General features: G+C 71.8%; 12 protein-coding genes. 2 read left to right on the forward strand and 10 right to left on the reverse strand.

Annotated elements, in window-relative coordinates:
- Window positions 1–10: 10 nt before the first annotated feature.
- The 8 genes from R3E98_01330 to R3E98_01365 form a co-directional block, all read right to left on the reverse strand.
- Window positions 11–1,168 (reverse strand): histidine phosphatase family protein, encoded by a 1,158-nt coding sequence (locus tag R3E98_01330; GenBank protein ID MEZ4422024.1) that lies wholly within the window; start codon window positions 1,166–1,168, stop codon window positions 11–13.
- A 166-nt stretch (window positions 1,169–1,334) separates the two neighbouring features.
- A complete protein-coding gene (locus R3E98_01335; GenBank protein MEZ4422025.1) occupies window positions 1,335–1,853 on the reverse strand; it encodes a protease complex subunit PrcB family protein in 519 nt (172 codons plus the stop codon).
- Between the two features lie 5 nt (window positions 1,854–1,858).
- On the reverse strand, window positions 1,859–3,250 hold the full coding sequence (locus R3E98_01340) for a S8 family serine peptidase (GenBank protein ID MEZ4422026.1): 1,392 nt from the start codon (window positions 3,248–3,250) through the stop codon (window positions 1,859–1,861).
- A gap of 210 nt (window positions 3,251–3,460) precedes the next feature.
- Entirely contained in the window at window positions 3,461–5,128 is a 1,668-nt protein-coding gene (locus R3E98_01345) for a gamma-glutamyltransferase (protein ID MEZ4422027.1), read from the reverse strand.
- Window positions 5,129–5,241: 113 nt separating this feature from the next.
- Window positions 5,242–7,107 carry an ankyrin repeat domain-containing protein gene (locus R3E98_01350; GenBank protein ID MEZ4422028.1) on the reverse strand — a complete coding sequence of 622 codons (1,866 nt, stop codon included), beginning with the start codon at window positions 7,105–7,107 and terminating at the stop codon, window positions 5,242–5,244.
- Entirely contained in the window at window positions 7,107–9,593 is a 2,487-nt protein-coding gene (locus R3E98_01355; GenBank protein ID MEZ4422029.1) for a DUF1592 domain-containing protein, read from the reverse strand. The genes R3E98_01350 and R3E98_01355 overlap by 1 nt, the downstream gene beginning before the upstream one ends.
- A gap of 225 nt (window positions 9,594–9,818) precedes the next feature.
- A complete protein-coding gene (locus R3E98_01360) occupies window positions 9,819–10,643 on the reverse strand; it encodes a hypothetical protein (protein ID MEZ4422030.1) in 825 nt (274 codons plus the stop codon).
- A gap of 87 nt (window positions 10,644–10,730) precedes the next feature.
- Window positions 10,731–11,447: a peptidylprolyl isomerase gene (locus tag R3E98_01365; protein MEZ4422031.1), complete on the reverse strand. Its 717-nt coding sequence runs from the start codon at window positions 11,445–11,447 to the stop codon at window positions 10,731–10,733.
- 74 nt (window positions 11,448–11,521) lie between these two features.
- Here R3E98_01365 and R3E98_01370 point away from each other — a divergent pair, with 74 nt between their 5' ends.
- On the forward strand, window positions 11,522–14,023 hold the full coding sequence (locus tag R3E98_01370; protein ID MEZ4422032.1) for a prolyl oligopeptidase family serine peptidase: 2,502 nt from the start codon (window positions 11,522–11,524) through the stop codon (window positions 14,021–14,023).
- Complete coding sequence (locus R3E98_01375) at window positions 14,020–14,961, forward strand: serine hydrolase (protein MEZ4422033.1); 942 nt, start codon at window positions 14,020–14,022, stop codon at window positions 14,959–14,961. The genes R3E98_01370 and R3E98_01375 overlap by 4 nt, the downstream gene beginning before the upstream one ends.
- Window positions 14,962–15,030: 69 nt before the next feature.
- On the opposite strand, the gene R3E98_01380 is transcribed toward R3E98_01375, so the two are convergent.
- Together R3E98_01380 and R3E98_01385 are read right to left on the reverse strand one after the other, a co-directional pair.
- Window positions 15,031–15,588, reverse strand: coding sequence for a helix-turn-helix transcriptional regulator (locus R3E98_01380; GenBank protein ID MEZ4422034.1), 558 nt, complete (start codon window positions 15,586–15,588; stop codon window positions 15,031–15,033).
- An 11-nt stretch (window positions 15,589–15,599) separates the two neighbouring features.
- Window positions 15,600–16,031 carry a ferritin-like domain-containing protein gene (locus R3E98_01385; GenBank protein MEZ4422035.1) on the reverse strand — a complete coding sequence of 144 codons (432 nt, stop codon included), beginning with the start codon at window positions 16,029–16,031 and terminating at the stop codon, window positions 15,600–15,602.
- Window positions 16,032–16,236 lie beyond the last annotated feature (205 nt).

A 16,236-nucleotide genomic window follows, 5' to 3' on the forward strand; every position in this document is an offset into this window, starting at 1 on the left:
TTCCGGTCCGTCAGAACGCCAGCGCCCGGGCCACGGCGCCGGCGCTGGAGCGCGTGAGCACGATCGTGCGCGCCCCGGCGCTGCCCCCTGGATCGGGAACCCCCGCCGCCTCCAGGATGCGCGTCACCACCTCGGGCCCGGCGGCGAGCGTGGTCACGCCCACGGGGCGCGCCGCCAGCCACTCCTGCGCATCGGTTGCGGGATCGAACGGCCGCACCTGCGTCTCCAGGGCCGTGGCCAGCTCCACGAGCGGGTTGTCCCCGTTGGTGGCCCACAGGTCGTCGACACCGCTCTTCGCGAGCGCATGGGCGATCCTCGCCGTGCGTGCCGGGTCGGGACCCGCGGTCTCCACCAGCAACACGGTGGGGACCACCACGGCCGTCTTGCGCTCGTCGGGGCCGGTGTCGGCGCCGTACTGCAGGTTCACCGCGCTCGCGCCCTCCGGCGTGAGCGTCACCACGTAGAGGTTGTCGTAGTCCCCGATCGTCGACGGATCCACCGCGGCCCCCAACGCGGCGACCGTGGGCCCGACGGTGTTGGAATGACCGGAGACCAGGACGGCGTCGCCCGCGTTCCGATGCTGCAGGGCGCCGGCCAGCTCGGCCGGATTCCCGTAGTCGGTGGGAGCCAGACCCCAGCGGTCGGCCAGGGGGCCCGCCGTGGCGCGCGTGCGCGTCGTCGCGGTGGAGTAGACGGCGGTGACGCCGGCGTCGGCCAGGACGTGCGCCAGCGCCTCCGCTCGCGCAGCTCCCTCGGCGCTCAGGGGCACCTCCACACCGTTCGAGTCCGGGTGGATCTTCTCGGCGTGCCGGACCACGAAGACGGTGGTCGACGCCGGCGCCGGCAACGGAAGGTCGAGACGCTCGGTTCGCGACCCCTCCACCACCGTGCGGCCGCTCCAGTCGGTGCGGTCCGGATGCGTGGCGACGACCCGATATCCACCCGGCAGCAGGGGCAGCGCGTAGGTCCCGTCCGCTCCCGTCGTGGCCCGATGCACCCCCGAGCCGTCCTCGGCGATGAAGGTCACCTCCACGCCGGTGAGGGGCTGCCCGTCGGCCTCGCCCCCGGCCGCGTAGGCCCGGCCCTCGCGGCCGGGTTCGCACCCGCTGGTGGTCACGCCGAGCCCCGCCAGCCCGAGGATGAGTCCCGCCTTCATTCGTCCGCGCACACCGCCTCCGGTTCCGCCCACGGAAGTCCATCGCCGCCGGGCCGGGATCGTAGCGCCGGGGCCGCGTCGGGGAAACACGCCGAGACGGCCCGGGCCATCGCGGCAGCCTCCCGGACCGACCGGCACCTCCGGGTTCGGCGAGCGACGGTCCTCGCCGACAACCCCGTCAGCAGCTCCGCTCCACCCGCCGTTCGAGGAAGCGGACAGGTCCCCGCGAGGGCGGCATCCACACCGCGGTGGCCGGCGCGGTCTGCACCTGGCTGACGATGCACGTCGGTCCGGGCACCTCCATGCGCACGGCGATCCACCGCTCGCCGTCCGCATCGAAGACGCCCTCGACCCCCACGTGGTATCCGGCGCTCGGCATCCGCCCCAGGGCGATCACCGCGGCCACGCGGCCCTCCTCGAACGCGGGAGGCTCGGGGATCGGTGCCAGGAACGAGTAGAAGCGCGTCCACCAGGCCCGCCACTGCGTCTCTGTGCCGAGGACCTGCTGCACGGGCTCGTCGATGGAGGACATCGGGGTGGAGAGCGCCCGCACGACCTCGAAGGGCACGGACGCCGCGCCTGGCGGGAGCGCGGGGTACGCGCCGCGGATGGAGTCGGGCACGGCCTGAGCGGCCGCGTCCGCCACGAGGGTCCCTGCGAGCGTGAGCAGCAGACCCCAGTGACGGACGCGGCCCACCGTCGTCAGTTCAGGCCCAACGAGCCGGCGACGTTGATCCGTACCGCCCCGAAGCCGGGCGGCACGACGGCGTCTCCCCCGCTCAGCAGCGCGGCGCGCACGGCCGCGGGGTTGTTGCCGTACTTCTCCACCAGGATGCCGGCCAGACCGGAGACGTGTGGCGCGGCCATCGAGGTGCCGTTCACACCCAGCACGAACGTGCCCGTCTGGCAGACGGGCACGACCAGCGATGTGGTCGAGCAGGCCGCCCAGACCGGAGCGCCGGTGTTCCCGCCGGGCGCGGCCACCGTGACGTTCGAGCCGATGTTGGAGTAGAGCGCGGGGGCATCCGGATCGGGCCAGGGACCCGCCGTCCCTCCGGACGTGGGGCCGGTGGCGGCCACGCAGATCACACCCGGCGCGTCACAGTACGTGAAGTAGATGCCGGGGAACGTATCCATGTCGAGCCCGGCGTTGCCGGAGGAGACGACCACGACCGTCCCGGCAGCACCCACGGCCTCGAAGACGCGGTCGATGAAATCGGCGAAGTCGGGGAACTGCGTCGCGTCGAAGGCGCCACCGAGGCTCATGTTGATGACGTCGGCGCGGTTGTCCACGGCGTGCAGGATCCCCTGGATGACGCTGGAGAACGGACACGAGCCCGTGACGTCGCAGACCTTGACGCCCATCAGGCGAAGTCGGCTGGTGACGCCGGCGATCACGTCCCCGTTGCTGACCGCGGTCGACGCCACGTGCGTGCCGTGGAAGTTCAGGTCCGTGATGGGGTGCCGGTCGGGGAACATCTGGGCGACGAGCTGGTCGTCCGACGGGATGAACGACACGGAGCGGCGCAGGTCCACCAGACCGCGCAGGTCCGGATACAGGTAGTCGATCCCGGTGTCGAGGATCGCGACGGTACGGGTGACGGAGCCCAAGCGCCCGGCGGCCCACGCCTTGTCCGCCTCCACGGCCCGCATGTTCCACTGGCGCGCGTAGAAGAAGGCCTGCGTCGGATCCGTGGCGCTGGCGACCACGCCCGCCGCTTCGGTCCGCAGCCCACCGACGGGCTCCAGCTCGAAGCTCAGATCCGGCTGGACCGCGACGATGTCGTTGGCTCGGCCGAGCCGAGCCGCGACGGGGGCGTCGATGCCGCTCACCACGGCGATGCCCACGCGGTGCTGGAACACCAGGGTGCCTCCCACGTCCGCCACCCGCTTGCGGAAGTTGTAGGGCACCGGACCGTCGAACAGCATGAGGTAGCGGTCGCCCTCCTGCAGCACGCTGGACGCAGCTTCCAGCGCCGGCGTTCCGTCGGAACGAAGCTCGACCGGCGGGCTGGTGACATCCGCACAGGCCGCGAGGAATGCTGCACCGAGCAGCGCGAGCGGGGCGACTCTCGAACGGACACGTGGACGCATGAGGGCCTCCGGGGTGAGGGTACGACGCGGACGGGATCGCCCGGCCGGGGGGCTGCGGCATGATAGGATGCCCGCCCCTGCCCCAGCAACGGGAAACGCGGGAAGACGGGACCCGGACACGGCGCGCCCGGCGGACCGTTGCGGGACGGCCACACCGGCGCGCCGACGGGTCCTGCGGATCCGGGGAATCGGTCCACCCGCAACCCCGGTTCAGGGCCGCTCGGTTCCTCCCGCCACCGACCACGGCCAGCGCGGATCACCCACGCCGACCCGCTGTCCATCCGCGCCCACGGCGATCGCGTTCAGGCGCGCGAAGTAGACCCCGAACGGCTCGGTGTCGATCTCGAAGCCGAAGCGGGCGAAGTCCGGTCCACCCCAGTCGGATCCGTCCACTCCGGTACCGGTCTCCAGCGTGAGCGTCCCTTCGCTGGGATGGAGACGCGGTGCGGCCAGGGCGGCCTCCAGATCCATCCGCTCCACCCCCAGTCGCACGAACGTGGACACGAGCGCGGAGATGATGCGGCGCGAGCCCGCTCCGCCGATGACATACGCGAGCTCGCCGTCGCGCAGCGCGATCAACGGGGATTGGGAGGACCAGGGGCGGTCGCCGGGCTGGATGTCGACCAGGTACCCCAGCGTCGAGGCGTACAGGAAGCCCAGGCCCGGGCTCGCAACGCGGGCGCCGCCGGTCGGGCCCAGCGACTGGGTCATCGAGACGGCCCACCCCTCGGCGTCCACGACCGACAGGTGGGTGGTGTTGGGATGTTCGGCGTCGGGCCCGCTCGGCGTCCCGGCGCTCCGGTCCGCCAGCAGGGCGCGCAGCTCCTGCGCACGGGCCTCCGCCCGCCCGGGGGAGGTGAGCTCGGAGGCGGCCGAGTCGGCGGGCCCCTGCACCCGCTCCCGGTCCTCGAAGGCCTGGGTCAACGCGTGCGCGATCATCGCGGTGCGCTCGGCGGACGACGCCTCCTCGAGCGGCAGGCGGTCGAGGATCTGGAGCGCCTCGATGGTGGTCACGCCGGACGCGGGCAGGTAGCTGCCCCACAGCTCCAGCCCCCGGAAGGTCCCGGAGCCCACGACGGCCGGAACGGCGCGATAGGCGTCGAGGTCGTTGGCGCGCACCCAGCCGTCCCGTGCCTCCATCTCGGCCGTGAGCGTCCTGCTCAGCGACCCGCGATAGAAGGCGTCCGCACCCTCGGTGGCGAGGACGCGCAGGGTCGCGGCCAGCGTCGGCTGGACCAGACGCTCGCCGGGTCCGTAGGGGGTGCCGTCCGGGCGCAGGAAGTGGCGGCGCGCACCCTCGTCGGTCGCCAGCTCGCGCGCTGCACTCCGCAGGCGCTCCGCCTCTCCCGGGCTGAGCTCGAATCCCTCCTCGGCGAGCCGGATGGCCGGCGCCACCACCTGCGCCCAGGGCAGGCGCCCGCGGCCCTCATGCAGGCCCGCCAGGCCCGCCACGGTTCCGGGGATGGCAACCGCCCCCCACCCGTAGTCCCCCCCCACCGCGGCCTCGGGCCGGAATCCGGACGGCACCTCGGTGGTGGCGTCGATGCCCGCGACGGTTCCCTGCGGGGTCCTCCAGAGCGCCTGTGTCCGCCCGCCCAGCCCCGACTGGGTGGGCTCCGCCACAGCGAGCGCAAACGCGGCCGCGACGGCGGCATCGACCGCGTTGCCCCCCGCGCGCAGCACCTCGACCCCGGCGGCGGTCGCCGGTGCGGAGCCGGATACGACCATGCCGCCGGACGCGTGCGCGACCGGGCCGGCGGGTGCGCCGGTGCCGGAGCCGGCCTCGGCGGAGCACCCCGCAAGCGCGAAGGTGGAGAGGAGGAGGAGGGTCCGCGGCCGACGACACAGCGGGTGTCGTGTTGCGCGGGAGATCTGCATCGCCAGGTCTCCTTACGTCAGGTGCGGCACCCCCAATGTGGGGGGTGCCGCACCGCTCCAGCAAATGCCGGAGAAGAACCGACCGTTCCCTCCGCGGAGGGAACGGCCCGGTCTCAGCAGGACTGGCAGTTGTGGTTGTTCTTCGCCCCGAGCCCCTCGAGCAGCTCCATGGTGGAGGGGAAAGGCTGGACGCGCTGCTGCGGGCCGTTGGCCATGTCCACGGTGGTCTGGCCGCGTCGGCTCACGACCAGCGGGTCGGCCCCCTTCGAGACGAGATACTTGATCAGCTCGTCGTCGCCTCGCGCTGCGGCATTGTGCAGCGCCGAGTAGCCCTCGTGATCCCGCACGTTGACGTCGACCCCGAGCTCGTCGACCAGGTACTTCGCGGCCGGCAACCACCCCTCGGGCACGTGCTGGTGCTGCTGCCCCACGCGGGATGTGCCGTAGCCGACCCCGGTCGCCGCGTGCAGCGGATGCACCGCGGGGCCCCCCACCTCGACCGGCGGCAGGCCGGAGGGATCCTCCTTCTCCTCCTCGTCGTCGTCCCGGCCGGGGAAGCGCCGCTCCGCGGGCTTGGTGGTCGCGATGTTGGGATCCGCGCCGTATTCGTGCAGCAGGCGCATCGCGGCGACATCCAGGGAGTAGGCGGCACGCCAGAACGTGGTGGCGCCACCGAAGTCGACGCCCATGCGTCCGGCGTTGTAGGCCGTGTACCAGATGTGCGTGTTCACGCGCTGGTTCACGTCCGCGCCCGCGTCCAGCAGCGCCCTCATCATGTCGAGGTAGTCGGTCTCCTGCTGCTGCCACGCCGTGGGCTGCGGATACCAGGTGCGCAACGCCCAGCGGCCGTTCACGACGGCGAACAGGGGACCCACGCCATCCTCGCTCACGAGGTTGGGATCGGCGCCGCGTTCGAGCAGCATGTGCGCCAGGTCGTAGTTCCCGTTGATGGTCGCCACGAGCAACGCGCTCGACTGGTCGCCACCGGTGACCGCGTTCACGTCCGCGCCGGCGTCGAGCAGCATGCGCGCCTCGTCCATGTGACCGTCGCGGGCGGCGTAGTGCAGCGCCGTGAAGCCGCCCTGCGCGCCGACCAGGTCCGTGTACGACAGGGGCGTCACGAAGAGCTGGCTGGACACCGAGTCCGGGCGCGCCCGTGGATCCGGTCGGTCGTCCGGGTCGGGCTGTGCGGGCGCTCCGGCCGTCTGACCGCCCTGACCGCCCTGGGCGTTCTGGCCGCCTTGGCCCGCCTGGGCGTTCTGACCGCCCTGGCCGCCTTGCGCGTTCTGACCGCCCTGTCCGCCCTGGCCCCGCTGCTCGGGCTCACCCCGGGCCGCGGCCACCATGCGCTGCCGGCGCCGCCGGTCCTCCTGGTCCTTCTTGGCCACCTCGCGGTAGTCGACGACCGTGGTCGCGGCCTTCACGTCCGCACCGGCGTCGAGGAGGGTGCGCATGACCGCCCCACGTCCGTAGGCCGCCGCGAACATCAGGGGCGTGCGGGCCTGGTGTGCATCCACGACATCCACGTCGGCCCCGCGCTGCACGAGCGCCTGCACGGTGCTCACGTCGCCGGACTCCGCTGCGAAGTGCAGCGGAGCCACACCCGTGGCGGTCAGGGCGTTGGGATCGGCGCCGCCGGCGAGAAGCGTGGAGACCACGTCGACGAAGCCTTTCTGCGCCGCGAGGTGGAGCGGGGTGTACCCTCCGAGGCGCGTGGTCGGCTCGACCTGCGCTCCGGCATACAGCAGAAGCTGCACGAGCTCGGCCCGGTTCTCGAGCGAAGCCCAGTGCAGGGCGGTCATCCCGTCTCCCTGGGCCGCATTGACGTCCGCGCCCTCGCGCAGCAGCGCGCGCACCGCCTCCACGTCGCCGCGCTCGGCCGCATCGGCCACGGGCGCCTCCGGCGGCGGCAGGAGCGCCGCCGAGAGGAAGACGACCGACAGGGCGGCCAGCGTGTTGTTCCTGAGGAGCCTCTTCATCAGTTCCTCTCCGTTCCCTGGTGTTGCATCTCGTCGGCCGTCACCTCGACCCGCGAGGTGAGGAACGCATCGCTCTCGACCACGCCCTCGATGAAGGCGGAGATCCGGTAGTCGTTCTTCGCGGCGTCCCGCGTGATCGCACGGATGGCCGGCATGTCGTAGTACTCGAGCCGGCGACCGATGGCGTAGGCCATCAGGTTCTCCGTGAACGTCCGCAGGAACACCTCGGGCCGGGCCAGGATCGCCTCGCGCAGATCCGCCGGACCCGCGATGGCGCTCCCGTCGTAGAGCTCACCCACGGGATCGATCAGGTTGCCGCCGTCCTTCACGCGGAAGGCGCCGGTCGGATCGAAGTTCTCCAGGGCCAGACCGATGGGGTCGATCACCCGGTGGCACGAGTTGCAGGACGGATTCGCACGGTGCTGCTCCATGCGCTCCCGGACCGTCAGGATCCGGCCTTCCTCCGCGCCTTCGGTCTGCTCCAGGGCAGGGACGTTCGGCGGGGGCGCCGGCGGCGGCGAGCCGAGCAACACCTCCATGACCCACTTCCCGCGCAGCACCGGCGACGTGCGGTCGGCGTGCGACGTCAGCGTCAGGATGCTCCCGTGCCCCAGGAGTCCACGGCGGCTCTCGTCGGCGTAGCGCGCCATCTGGAAATCCGAGCCGACCACGTTCGGGATGCCGTAGTGCCGCGCCAGACGCTCGTTCACGAACGTGTAGTCGGCGCTGAGCATCTCCAGCGCGCTCCGGTCCTGCCGCACGAGGTAGTCGAAGAACAGCTCGGTCTCGCGCTTCATCGCCTCCGCGAGGGTGGCGTCGTAGTACGGATAGCTGAGCGCGTCGGGGTGGACCTTGTCCACGTCGGACAGGCGCAACCACTGCGCGGCGAAGCGCGTGGCCAGCCCCTCCGAGCGGGGATCGGCCAACAGGCGCTGGACCTGCTTCTCCAGCTGACCGCCCTTGGACAGCTCGTTCTTGCGCGCCAGCTCGATCAGCTCGGCGTCGGGCGGCGTGCCCCAGATGAAGTAGGAGAGCCGGGACGCCAGATCGTAGTCGCTGATGCGGTAGACGCTGCCGGGGCGGATGTTGGACGGAGCCTCCTCGACGCGGAAGACGAAGTGGGGGCTGGCCAGGATGGCCTCCAGCGCGAAGCGCACGCCGCCCTCGAAACCGTCCTCCTCGAAGCCCTGGTCGTAGAAGCCCATCAGGCCTTCGATGTCCGACTCCATCAGCGGGCGGCGATACGCCTTGGTGGCCAACCGCTCCACGATGCTCTGGGCACAGGGGCGTGCCTCGGCCGGCGCCAGCGGCCGGCACGTGAAGATGCGCCGCCGCGTCTCGGTCTCCGACACGCCGGTCACGCGGAAGGGACCCACCACCGCGAAGCGCTGCAGGTGGGGGAGCGTGGTCACCCCGTAGTCCAGACCGATCTGGGTGTCGGCCAGCGTGTGGTCGACCGGGGTGATCAGGTCGTCCTCCGGACCCTCCCACCGCTTGATGAAGACGGCCGCCACGCGGTGCGTGCCGGCGCGGACCTGGATGGAGTCCGTGGACAGCGTCATGCCGTTGGGATCGGAGTCCGACATCCAGCGATCGATGTCGAGCACCGCCACCCGCTCCCCGTCCACCGAGACCTCGACCTGCTCGTTGGGCTGCGTGCGACCGAACAGCTCCCCTTCCGGCGCGGAGTGCAGCGTGACCTGGAACACGTAGCGTCCGTCGGCGGGGAAGTTGTGGTCCACCGCCAGGCCGCCGCGTGTGCCGAACGGCGCCCCGGGCACGCGATCCTTCTGCGACTGGGTGCGCGGCACCGTATACGGCTTCGAGCCCGGATCGGCGTTCACGTCCCCCAGCGCCTCGCGGCTGATCTGGGACGCGGCCCGCAGGTAGCCCTCCATCAGCGTGGTGGAGGGCATCTGCACGTCGGCGATGTTGTCGAAGTTCGCGCTCTTGGTGTCGAGCGGCAGGAACGCGCTCACGTCCACGCCGATCCCCAGCAACTCGCGCACGGACGCCTGGTATTCCGCGCGGTTCAGGCGCTGGAACGTCCGGCTGCCGGGATTCGGGTTCTCACGCGCCAGCTCGTCCATGCGGTCTTCGAGCGCGACCATGAGCAGCTGCAGCGAATCGGCCTCGGGGCGACGGGCTCCCGCGGGCGGCATCATCCCCGCCCGCAGCTTCTTGATCATCTTCTCGGCGATCTCGCCCTGATCGGCCGCCCCGTCGAACGTGAAGCTCTCCAGCGAGAGATTGCCCGTCAGGCGCTGGTCGTTGTGGCAGCGCATGCAGTACTGCTCGACGACGCCCTCATAGGCGTCCTCGGGCGGCTGATGGACGGCGGCGTCACCGCCCGCGGCCAGCGCTGCGGCCAGCCAATCGGCCGGGGGGATGACGGTGTCCGGCCCCCGATCGGAGACGGCGACGGCGGCGGCCAGCGCCGCCCCCGCGACGATCGGGATGAGGACGGGGTGCGTGAGATTCGGCATGGGGTCCCTCGGTTGGCGGGGGCGTCGGCGTCCCGACGCTCCTCGGCGTTCCTGCGCGGCGCGAGCCACCGGGCCTGGGGAGGGCACGGCGCTCTTCGAGCACCCTGAATCTGGGGCGGCCGGGCGCGTTCTAGCAAATGGCGGACGGCGGCCGACGACCCGCTGCACGCACGCGACAGAGGCCGGGGCAGACCCGGCCGAGGAGGGACCCGCGGGCGGAGGGGCTCAGCCCCCCCGACGTCCGCGTCGGCGCGCGGGCGGCAGATCGACTGCACCACCCACATTGGAGTAGTGGATCCTCTCCCGGCGGGTTCCGTCGACCCGCAGATCTCCGCGGACATCGTCCACCTGGACCCGGCCCGATCCCTTGTCCTCCACCACCACGTCGCGGCCCACGCCGGCGATGTCGGCCGCGCCGGATCCGTCGCGCAGGCGCACGCTGCCCGACACGGCCCGGATCTCGACCCCGCCCGAGCCGTCCTCCACCTCCACGTCCCCCTCCACGCCCCGGATGTGGAGCTCCCCGGAGCCGTCGTCCACGCGCAGCCGACCGCTCACGTCCTCGATCCGGAGGGCGCCGGATCCGTCCCGCACCACCAGCTCACCCACGCCCCGGATCTCGGCCTCGCCGCTGCCGTCCTCCACCTCCGCCGCCATCCCGGCGGGGACGTCCACCTGGAGGTCGATGCGGGCGTACCGGTCCCGCCCCCAGCCACCGCCGTTCCAGTCGGGGTGGATCGTACGCAGCCGCCCTTCCGCTCCGGAGCGCTCGAGCGTGACGTCCAGCGCCTCCATCCGCTCCCGGTCGGAGGCGCAGAGCACCGCATGGACGCGAATGCCGGTCTCGCCTTCCCGTCCCTGCACGACCAGGCGCCCCGAATGGGCCTCGATGCGGATCCGGTCCAGATCCGCGGCGCCGAGGTCGAGATCCCGCTCCTCCCGGATCTCGCACCGCTGCTGTGCCTCGGCCGGCACGGCTCCGAAGGTCAGCGCCGCCAGCGCCATCGCGCTCCCCACCCCCACCGCTCGTCGCGTCGTCCTCGCCCGCATCGTCTCCTCCCGTCGTGTCCGGTTCGGACCCGATTGGACGGCTCGGCTCCGGGCGGGGTTGGAACGGGTCGGGGCGCGAGCGCCGCCTCAGCCGTCGACGAGGCGTGCCGACTCGATCCGGGTCAGATCGGGGAACTCGGCGTCCAGGTAGGCATTGCCCTGGATGACCGCCTGGGCCTGATAGGGCCCGCTCCCGCGGGGCGGGCCATCGCCGTAGCCCGCATGGAAGCGGGACACCACGTCGAGGCCCTCCACCACCTCGGCGAACGGCGCGAAGCCGCGCGCATCCAGCGAGGCGTTGTCACGCAGGTTCACGAAGACCTGCACGGTCCGGGAGTTGGGACCGCTGGCGGCGAAGCTCATGCGGCCGCGCGTGTTCGACTCCACCACCGGATCGTCGAGGATGGGGAAGCGGTGCCAGATGCGGGTGACGGTACCGTTGCCGTGCACCCCGAACTCCGCCACGAAGCCGTCCACCACGCGGTAGACGCGCGTGTCGTCGTAGTAGCCGGCGCGTACCAGGTTGTAGAAGCGATCGGCGCCGAGGGGCGCCCACTCCCGATGGGCCTCGATCACGAACGGGCCTGCGGACGTCTCGAAGCGCACGCGGAAGCGGTCCGGCGCCGTCTCGGTGAGGCGGCGCGGATCGAGCAGCGGATCGGCGGCCTGCGCCGGCGCCGCGTCGTTCCCGGAGGAGGCGTCTCTGCCCCCGCACCCGGTGACCAGCGCCGCCACGAGCAGCGGCAGGAGCCGGGCGTTCGGCACCCGAGCGATCCGGTCCTTCGTCCCCAGGGCGTTGCGCACGAGGGCTCGCTCTCCTCTTGTACGGGTTTCCAGATGGCGCCCTGAACCTACGTCCCCCCGTTGTGGGAGGCACCGTGACGCATCTCCGGACCCCGATCCTGCTCCTGGCCCTCACCCTCGCCGGCACCGGCTCCGCCGTCGCGCAGGAGGGCGCGGGCTACGTCCTGCCGAACGACGAGATCCAGCGGCTGTTCGCCACGGACAAGAACTTCGTGCAGCTCGACCACCTGAGCCCCGACGGAAACCACTTCCTGGTCCTGCACGAGACGGAGCTCAGCACGCTCGAGCGCATGGGCGAGCCGACGCTGCGCCTGGCGGAGCTGGAGCTCCGCCCCGCGGTGGACCGGATCTGGAACCACGACACGTACGGGGTCGACGGGCTGCGCATCTTCTCGCTCGCCCGCCTCGCCTACCGCAACGTCGAGGTCCCACAGGGCGCCTTCCTGAGCGATTTCATGTGGTCGCCCGCCGGCGACCGGGTCGCCTACCTCCAGCACGGCCGCGACCGCACCGAGGTGTGGGTGGCCGAGAGCGCCACCGGGCAGACCCGACGCGTCGCGGACGCCCGCGTCGTGGCGACGCTGGGCACCAGCGCACCGACCACCACACCGCGCGCGTCCGACATGCTGCAGTGGACGCCGGAGGGGACGCTCCTGACGCTGATCGCTCCGGCGGGACGCGGCGCGCCGCCCGCCGCGCCGCACCGGCCCACCGGCCCGGTGGTCCGCACCACGCGCGAGGAGGCGACCCCCAACCCCACCTATCCGAACCTGCTGCGCACGCCCCACGACGCGGACCTCTTCGAATACCACACGACCACGCAGATCGCCGAGTTGAGCACCAACGGCCGTGTGCGTCCCATCGGTCGGCCCGGCATGTACGAACGGATCGTCCTCAGCCCCGATGGGCGCTACCTGCTGGCGACCCGCATCGTGCGGCCCTTCTCGTTCCTCACGTCCTGGCGCGGCTTCCCCCGCGTCACCGAGGTGCTCGACCGCGAGGGCACCGTGGTGGCCACGCTGGACGAGCAGCAGCTGCGCGAGGGCTCGGGTCGCACGGCGCGTCAGGGGCCGCCCGCCCGCCGGCGCGGGTGGGCCTGGCGGCCGGAAGGGGCTGCGCTGGTGTTCCTCATGCGCGCGGAGGCCTCCGACAGCGCGGCCGGGGATGACGCCCGTCCGGAAGGGATCCATCAACTGCTCCCCCCGTTCGACACGGCCCAGGCCACGCTCCTGGGCACCAGTGACGCGTCCGTGGGGGACGTGCTGTTCTCGCAGGGGGGCGCGCACATGTTCGCCCAGGTGACGCGGGACGGGAAGCGCGGGCTGATGCACTGGCCGCTCACGGCCGAGGGCGGACCGGTCCGCCACATGGTCATCGACTGGTGGGACCCGCAGACGCCCATGGAGAACCCGGGTGAGCCGTGGACCGCCACCACCTCCAACGGCATCGCGTACGCCCGCATCACGTCCAACGGCCGGGCCCTGCTGGTGCGCGGTCCCGGGTACGCGGACGACCTGCGGCCCACGCCGTTCGTCGACCACGTGGCGCTCTCCGACGGCATGGTCAACCGGGTGTTCGAGGGATCCAAGGAGCTGTACGAGCAGCCGCTGGTCACCCTGGATCCGGACGGAAGCCGCCTGATCGTCCGGCGCGAAGGCGCCAACCAGTTCCCCGACAGCTGGCTCTGGGTGCTGGGGGGTCGCTGGGACAACCTGTCGAAGAACGTGGATCCCTTCCCGGCCATCACGGCTGCCAAGCGGGTCGACTTCGAGTTCGAGCGCCGCGACGGGCTCACGATGCGCGGGCGGATCTCGCTCCCGGTGGACTACGTGGAGGGCACCCGTGTGCCCGCCATCTTCTGGACCTATCCGCGCGAGTACCGCACGGAGAAGGCGTACCGGGCCGCGACCATCGAGAGCCGCAACCTGAACGCATTCACCCCGCTCTCCTGGTTGCGCTGGTCCGACATCTGGCTGACGCAGGGCTACGCGCTGGTCTATCCCGACATCCCGATCGTCGGCGAGAACTACAACGACTTCTACATCGCCGACATGGTGGACGACATGTACGCCGCGGTGCGCGCCGTGGAGAAGAGCGGGTACGTGGACGTCGAGCGCATCGGACACGGAGGCCACAGCTACGGCGCCTTCGCCACCGCGAACTTCCTGGCGCACACGCCCTTCTTCAAGGCGGGGATCGCAGGAGACGGCGCCTACAACCGCTCGCTCACGCCCATGGGCTTCCAGGCCGAGCCCCGCGACATCTGGGAGGCACAGGACGTCTACCTGGAGATGTCGCCGTTCTTCAAGGCGGACCAGATCGACACGCCGCTGCTCATGTACCACGGCGGGGACGACAACAACACCGGCACCTTCCCCATCCAGTCCGAGCGCTTCATGCAGGCGCTGCAGGGGCTGGGCAAGACCGCGGAGCTCTACATCTATCCCTTCGAGTCGCACACGCCGCGCGCCATCGAGAACGAGCTGGATCGCTGGGCCCGCTGGGTGGGCTTCTTCGATCGCTACGTGAAGGGCGATCGCCCGGCCGACGTGTCGGAGCAGGGCGGCGGTCGATGAGGGCGCGGCCCGCGGCATGGGTGCTGGCCGCGAGCCTGTGGGCAGGCGGGAGCACCCACGCGGTGGCCCAGGAACCCCACCGCGAGCTGCTCCGCACGAGCTTCCAGGAGCGCCTGGCGCAGATCGCGGACGGCTACGAGGGCGTCGCCGGCCTCGAGGTGCTCGACCTGACCAGTGGCGACCGGTTCGCCGTGCGTGGCGATTGGGTCTTCCCGCAGGCGTCCGCGATCAAGGTGATGCTGTTGCTGGAGCTGTTCCGGCGGGCGGAGGAGGAGCCCGACCTGCTGCGACGCCGCGTCGAGATGACCGACGCGGTCCGCACCGGCGGCAGCGGCGTGCTGCACCTGCTGACGGACGGAGGCTCGGCGCTCTCGCTGGAGGACCATGCGATCTACATGATCGTCTACTCCGACAACACGGCCACCAACGTATTGATCGACGCGTTGGGCATGGACGCCACCAATGCCCTGGCCGCGCAACTCGGCGCGCCGGACACGAAGCTGCAGCGCAAGATGATCCGACCCGAGGAGTCCGCGCGCGGCAACGAGAACCTGTCGACTCCCCGCGACGCGGTGCGGGTGATGGAGCGCATCCACCGCTGCGACCTGCCCATGGGTGCGCAGGCGTGCGCGCGGGTCCGGGAGATCCTGGAGATCCCGAAGGAGGGCCCCGTACGCACGCCCGTCCCCTCCGACGTGCCGGTGGCCTTCAAGCCGGGCGGCATCACCGGCGTGGCCACGGTCTGGGCGCTCGTGGACCTGCCGGACCGACCCTACGCCCTCTCCGTGATGTCCAACTACGGGGGCAACGGGGGCGCGGTGATCGAAGCGGTCTCGGCCGCCGCCTGGGACTACTTCAGCCGGTTGAGCGGCGTGACGGACCACGGCACGCGGGTGCCGCTGGACGTGAAGCGACGGATCCCGGGGGGACGCCGCTGACGGATCCGGACGCGCCCCCTCGCCGAGCCTCGGTCCCCCGAGCTCGGCGAGGGAGCACCCGTCTGCCGGTCAGCCCTGCCGCTCGGCCGCCTCCGCCTCGGGGACGCCCAGGTCCTCGAGGAACCAACCTGCCAGCTCCGCCCGCCCGGACAGCCCGGACTTGCGGTAGACCGCCACCGCGTGCTGTCGCACCGTGCGCTCGCTGCGGTCGGTCTCCCTGGCGATCCGCTTGTGGCTGTGCCCCTTGAGGAGCATGAGCGCCGTCTCGCGCTCGGCCGGGGTGAGGCCCCAGCGGTCGAACTCCTCGCCGATGGCCTCCCCGAGTCCGTGGAGCGCACGGCTGGCCTTGGTCCGCCACGCATCCCGTTCGGCCCGGTGCCGCTCGACCGCGGCCTCGAGCACCGCCACCGAGCGCGAGGAGGCGAACCAGCCTCGGGCCAACCAGGTGGCGGCACCGAGGCTCACCGCGACCATGGCGACCTCGAAGAGCACGTGGGCGCTGAGCAGCGTATCCGGCTGGTCCATGATCAGGTCGACGATGCCGCCGACCATGATCACCAGGAAGACCAGGGCCAGTGCGCCCTGGATCCGCGGCGTGCCCACGCTCTCGATCTCGTAGCCGTCCACGTCGTCTACTCTCAGCGGACGTCGACCCAGTCGCGCAGGATCCGCTCGGTCTCCTCCGAGTGGCCGCTCTCGTCGCGGACCATGTCCTCGAGCTGCACGGCCAGGCCCTTGTCGCCGAAGGCATCCGCCTGGCGGGCGCGCTCCGAATAGTCCGCGACGGCCCGGCGCTCCGCGGCCAACACGGCCTCCAGCATCTCGCGGTTGGTCCGCGCGGCCGGCACCGCCCGCGGCTGCGTCGTGGGCTCCCCGCCCAGGGCGACGATCTTGTTGGCCAGGTACTGGGCGTGCAGCTGCTCGTCCGTCACCTCGGCCAGGAAGAACTGGGCGAGCTGGGGACGGTACGGCCCGGTCACCTTGGCGGCGTAGGTCAGATACTGGATGATGGCGCCCAGCTCGCCGGCCAGGTCTTCGTTCAGGTGCTGGATGAGGGTCTGCTTGTCCATCGGCGTCCTTCCCCGCGGAGCGGGCCTGTGGCACGCGCCGGGCAGGCGCGGGCCGGGGACCGGAAGACTCGATCGGTGCCTCCTAACCTAGCGCCGGGGACGCCGCCTCCACGTCCGACATCTGCCGGACGGGCGCCGGGGATCTCCCTCCACGGCCTGTACGGCATCTGCCGGATGGCCCCGGACCGCGCGTGGACGCAGGTTC

It is taken from the genome of Gemmatimonadota bacterium, from assembly GCA_041390125.1.
In the GTDB taxonomy this organism is placed as follows: domain Bacteria; phylum Gemmatimonadota; class Gemmatimonadetes; order Longimicrobiales; family Gaopeijiaceae; genus JAGQIF01.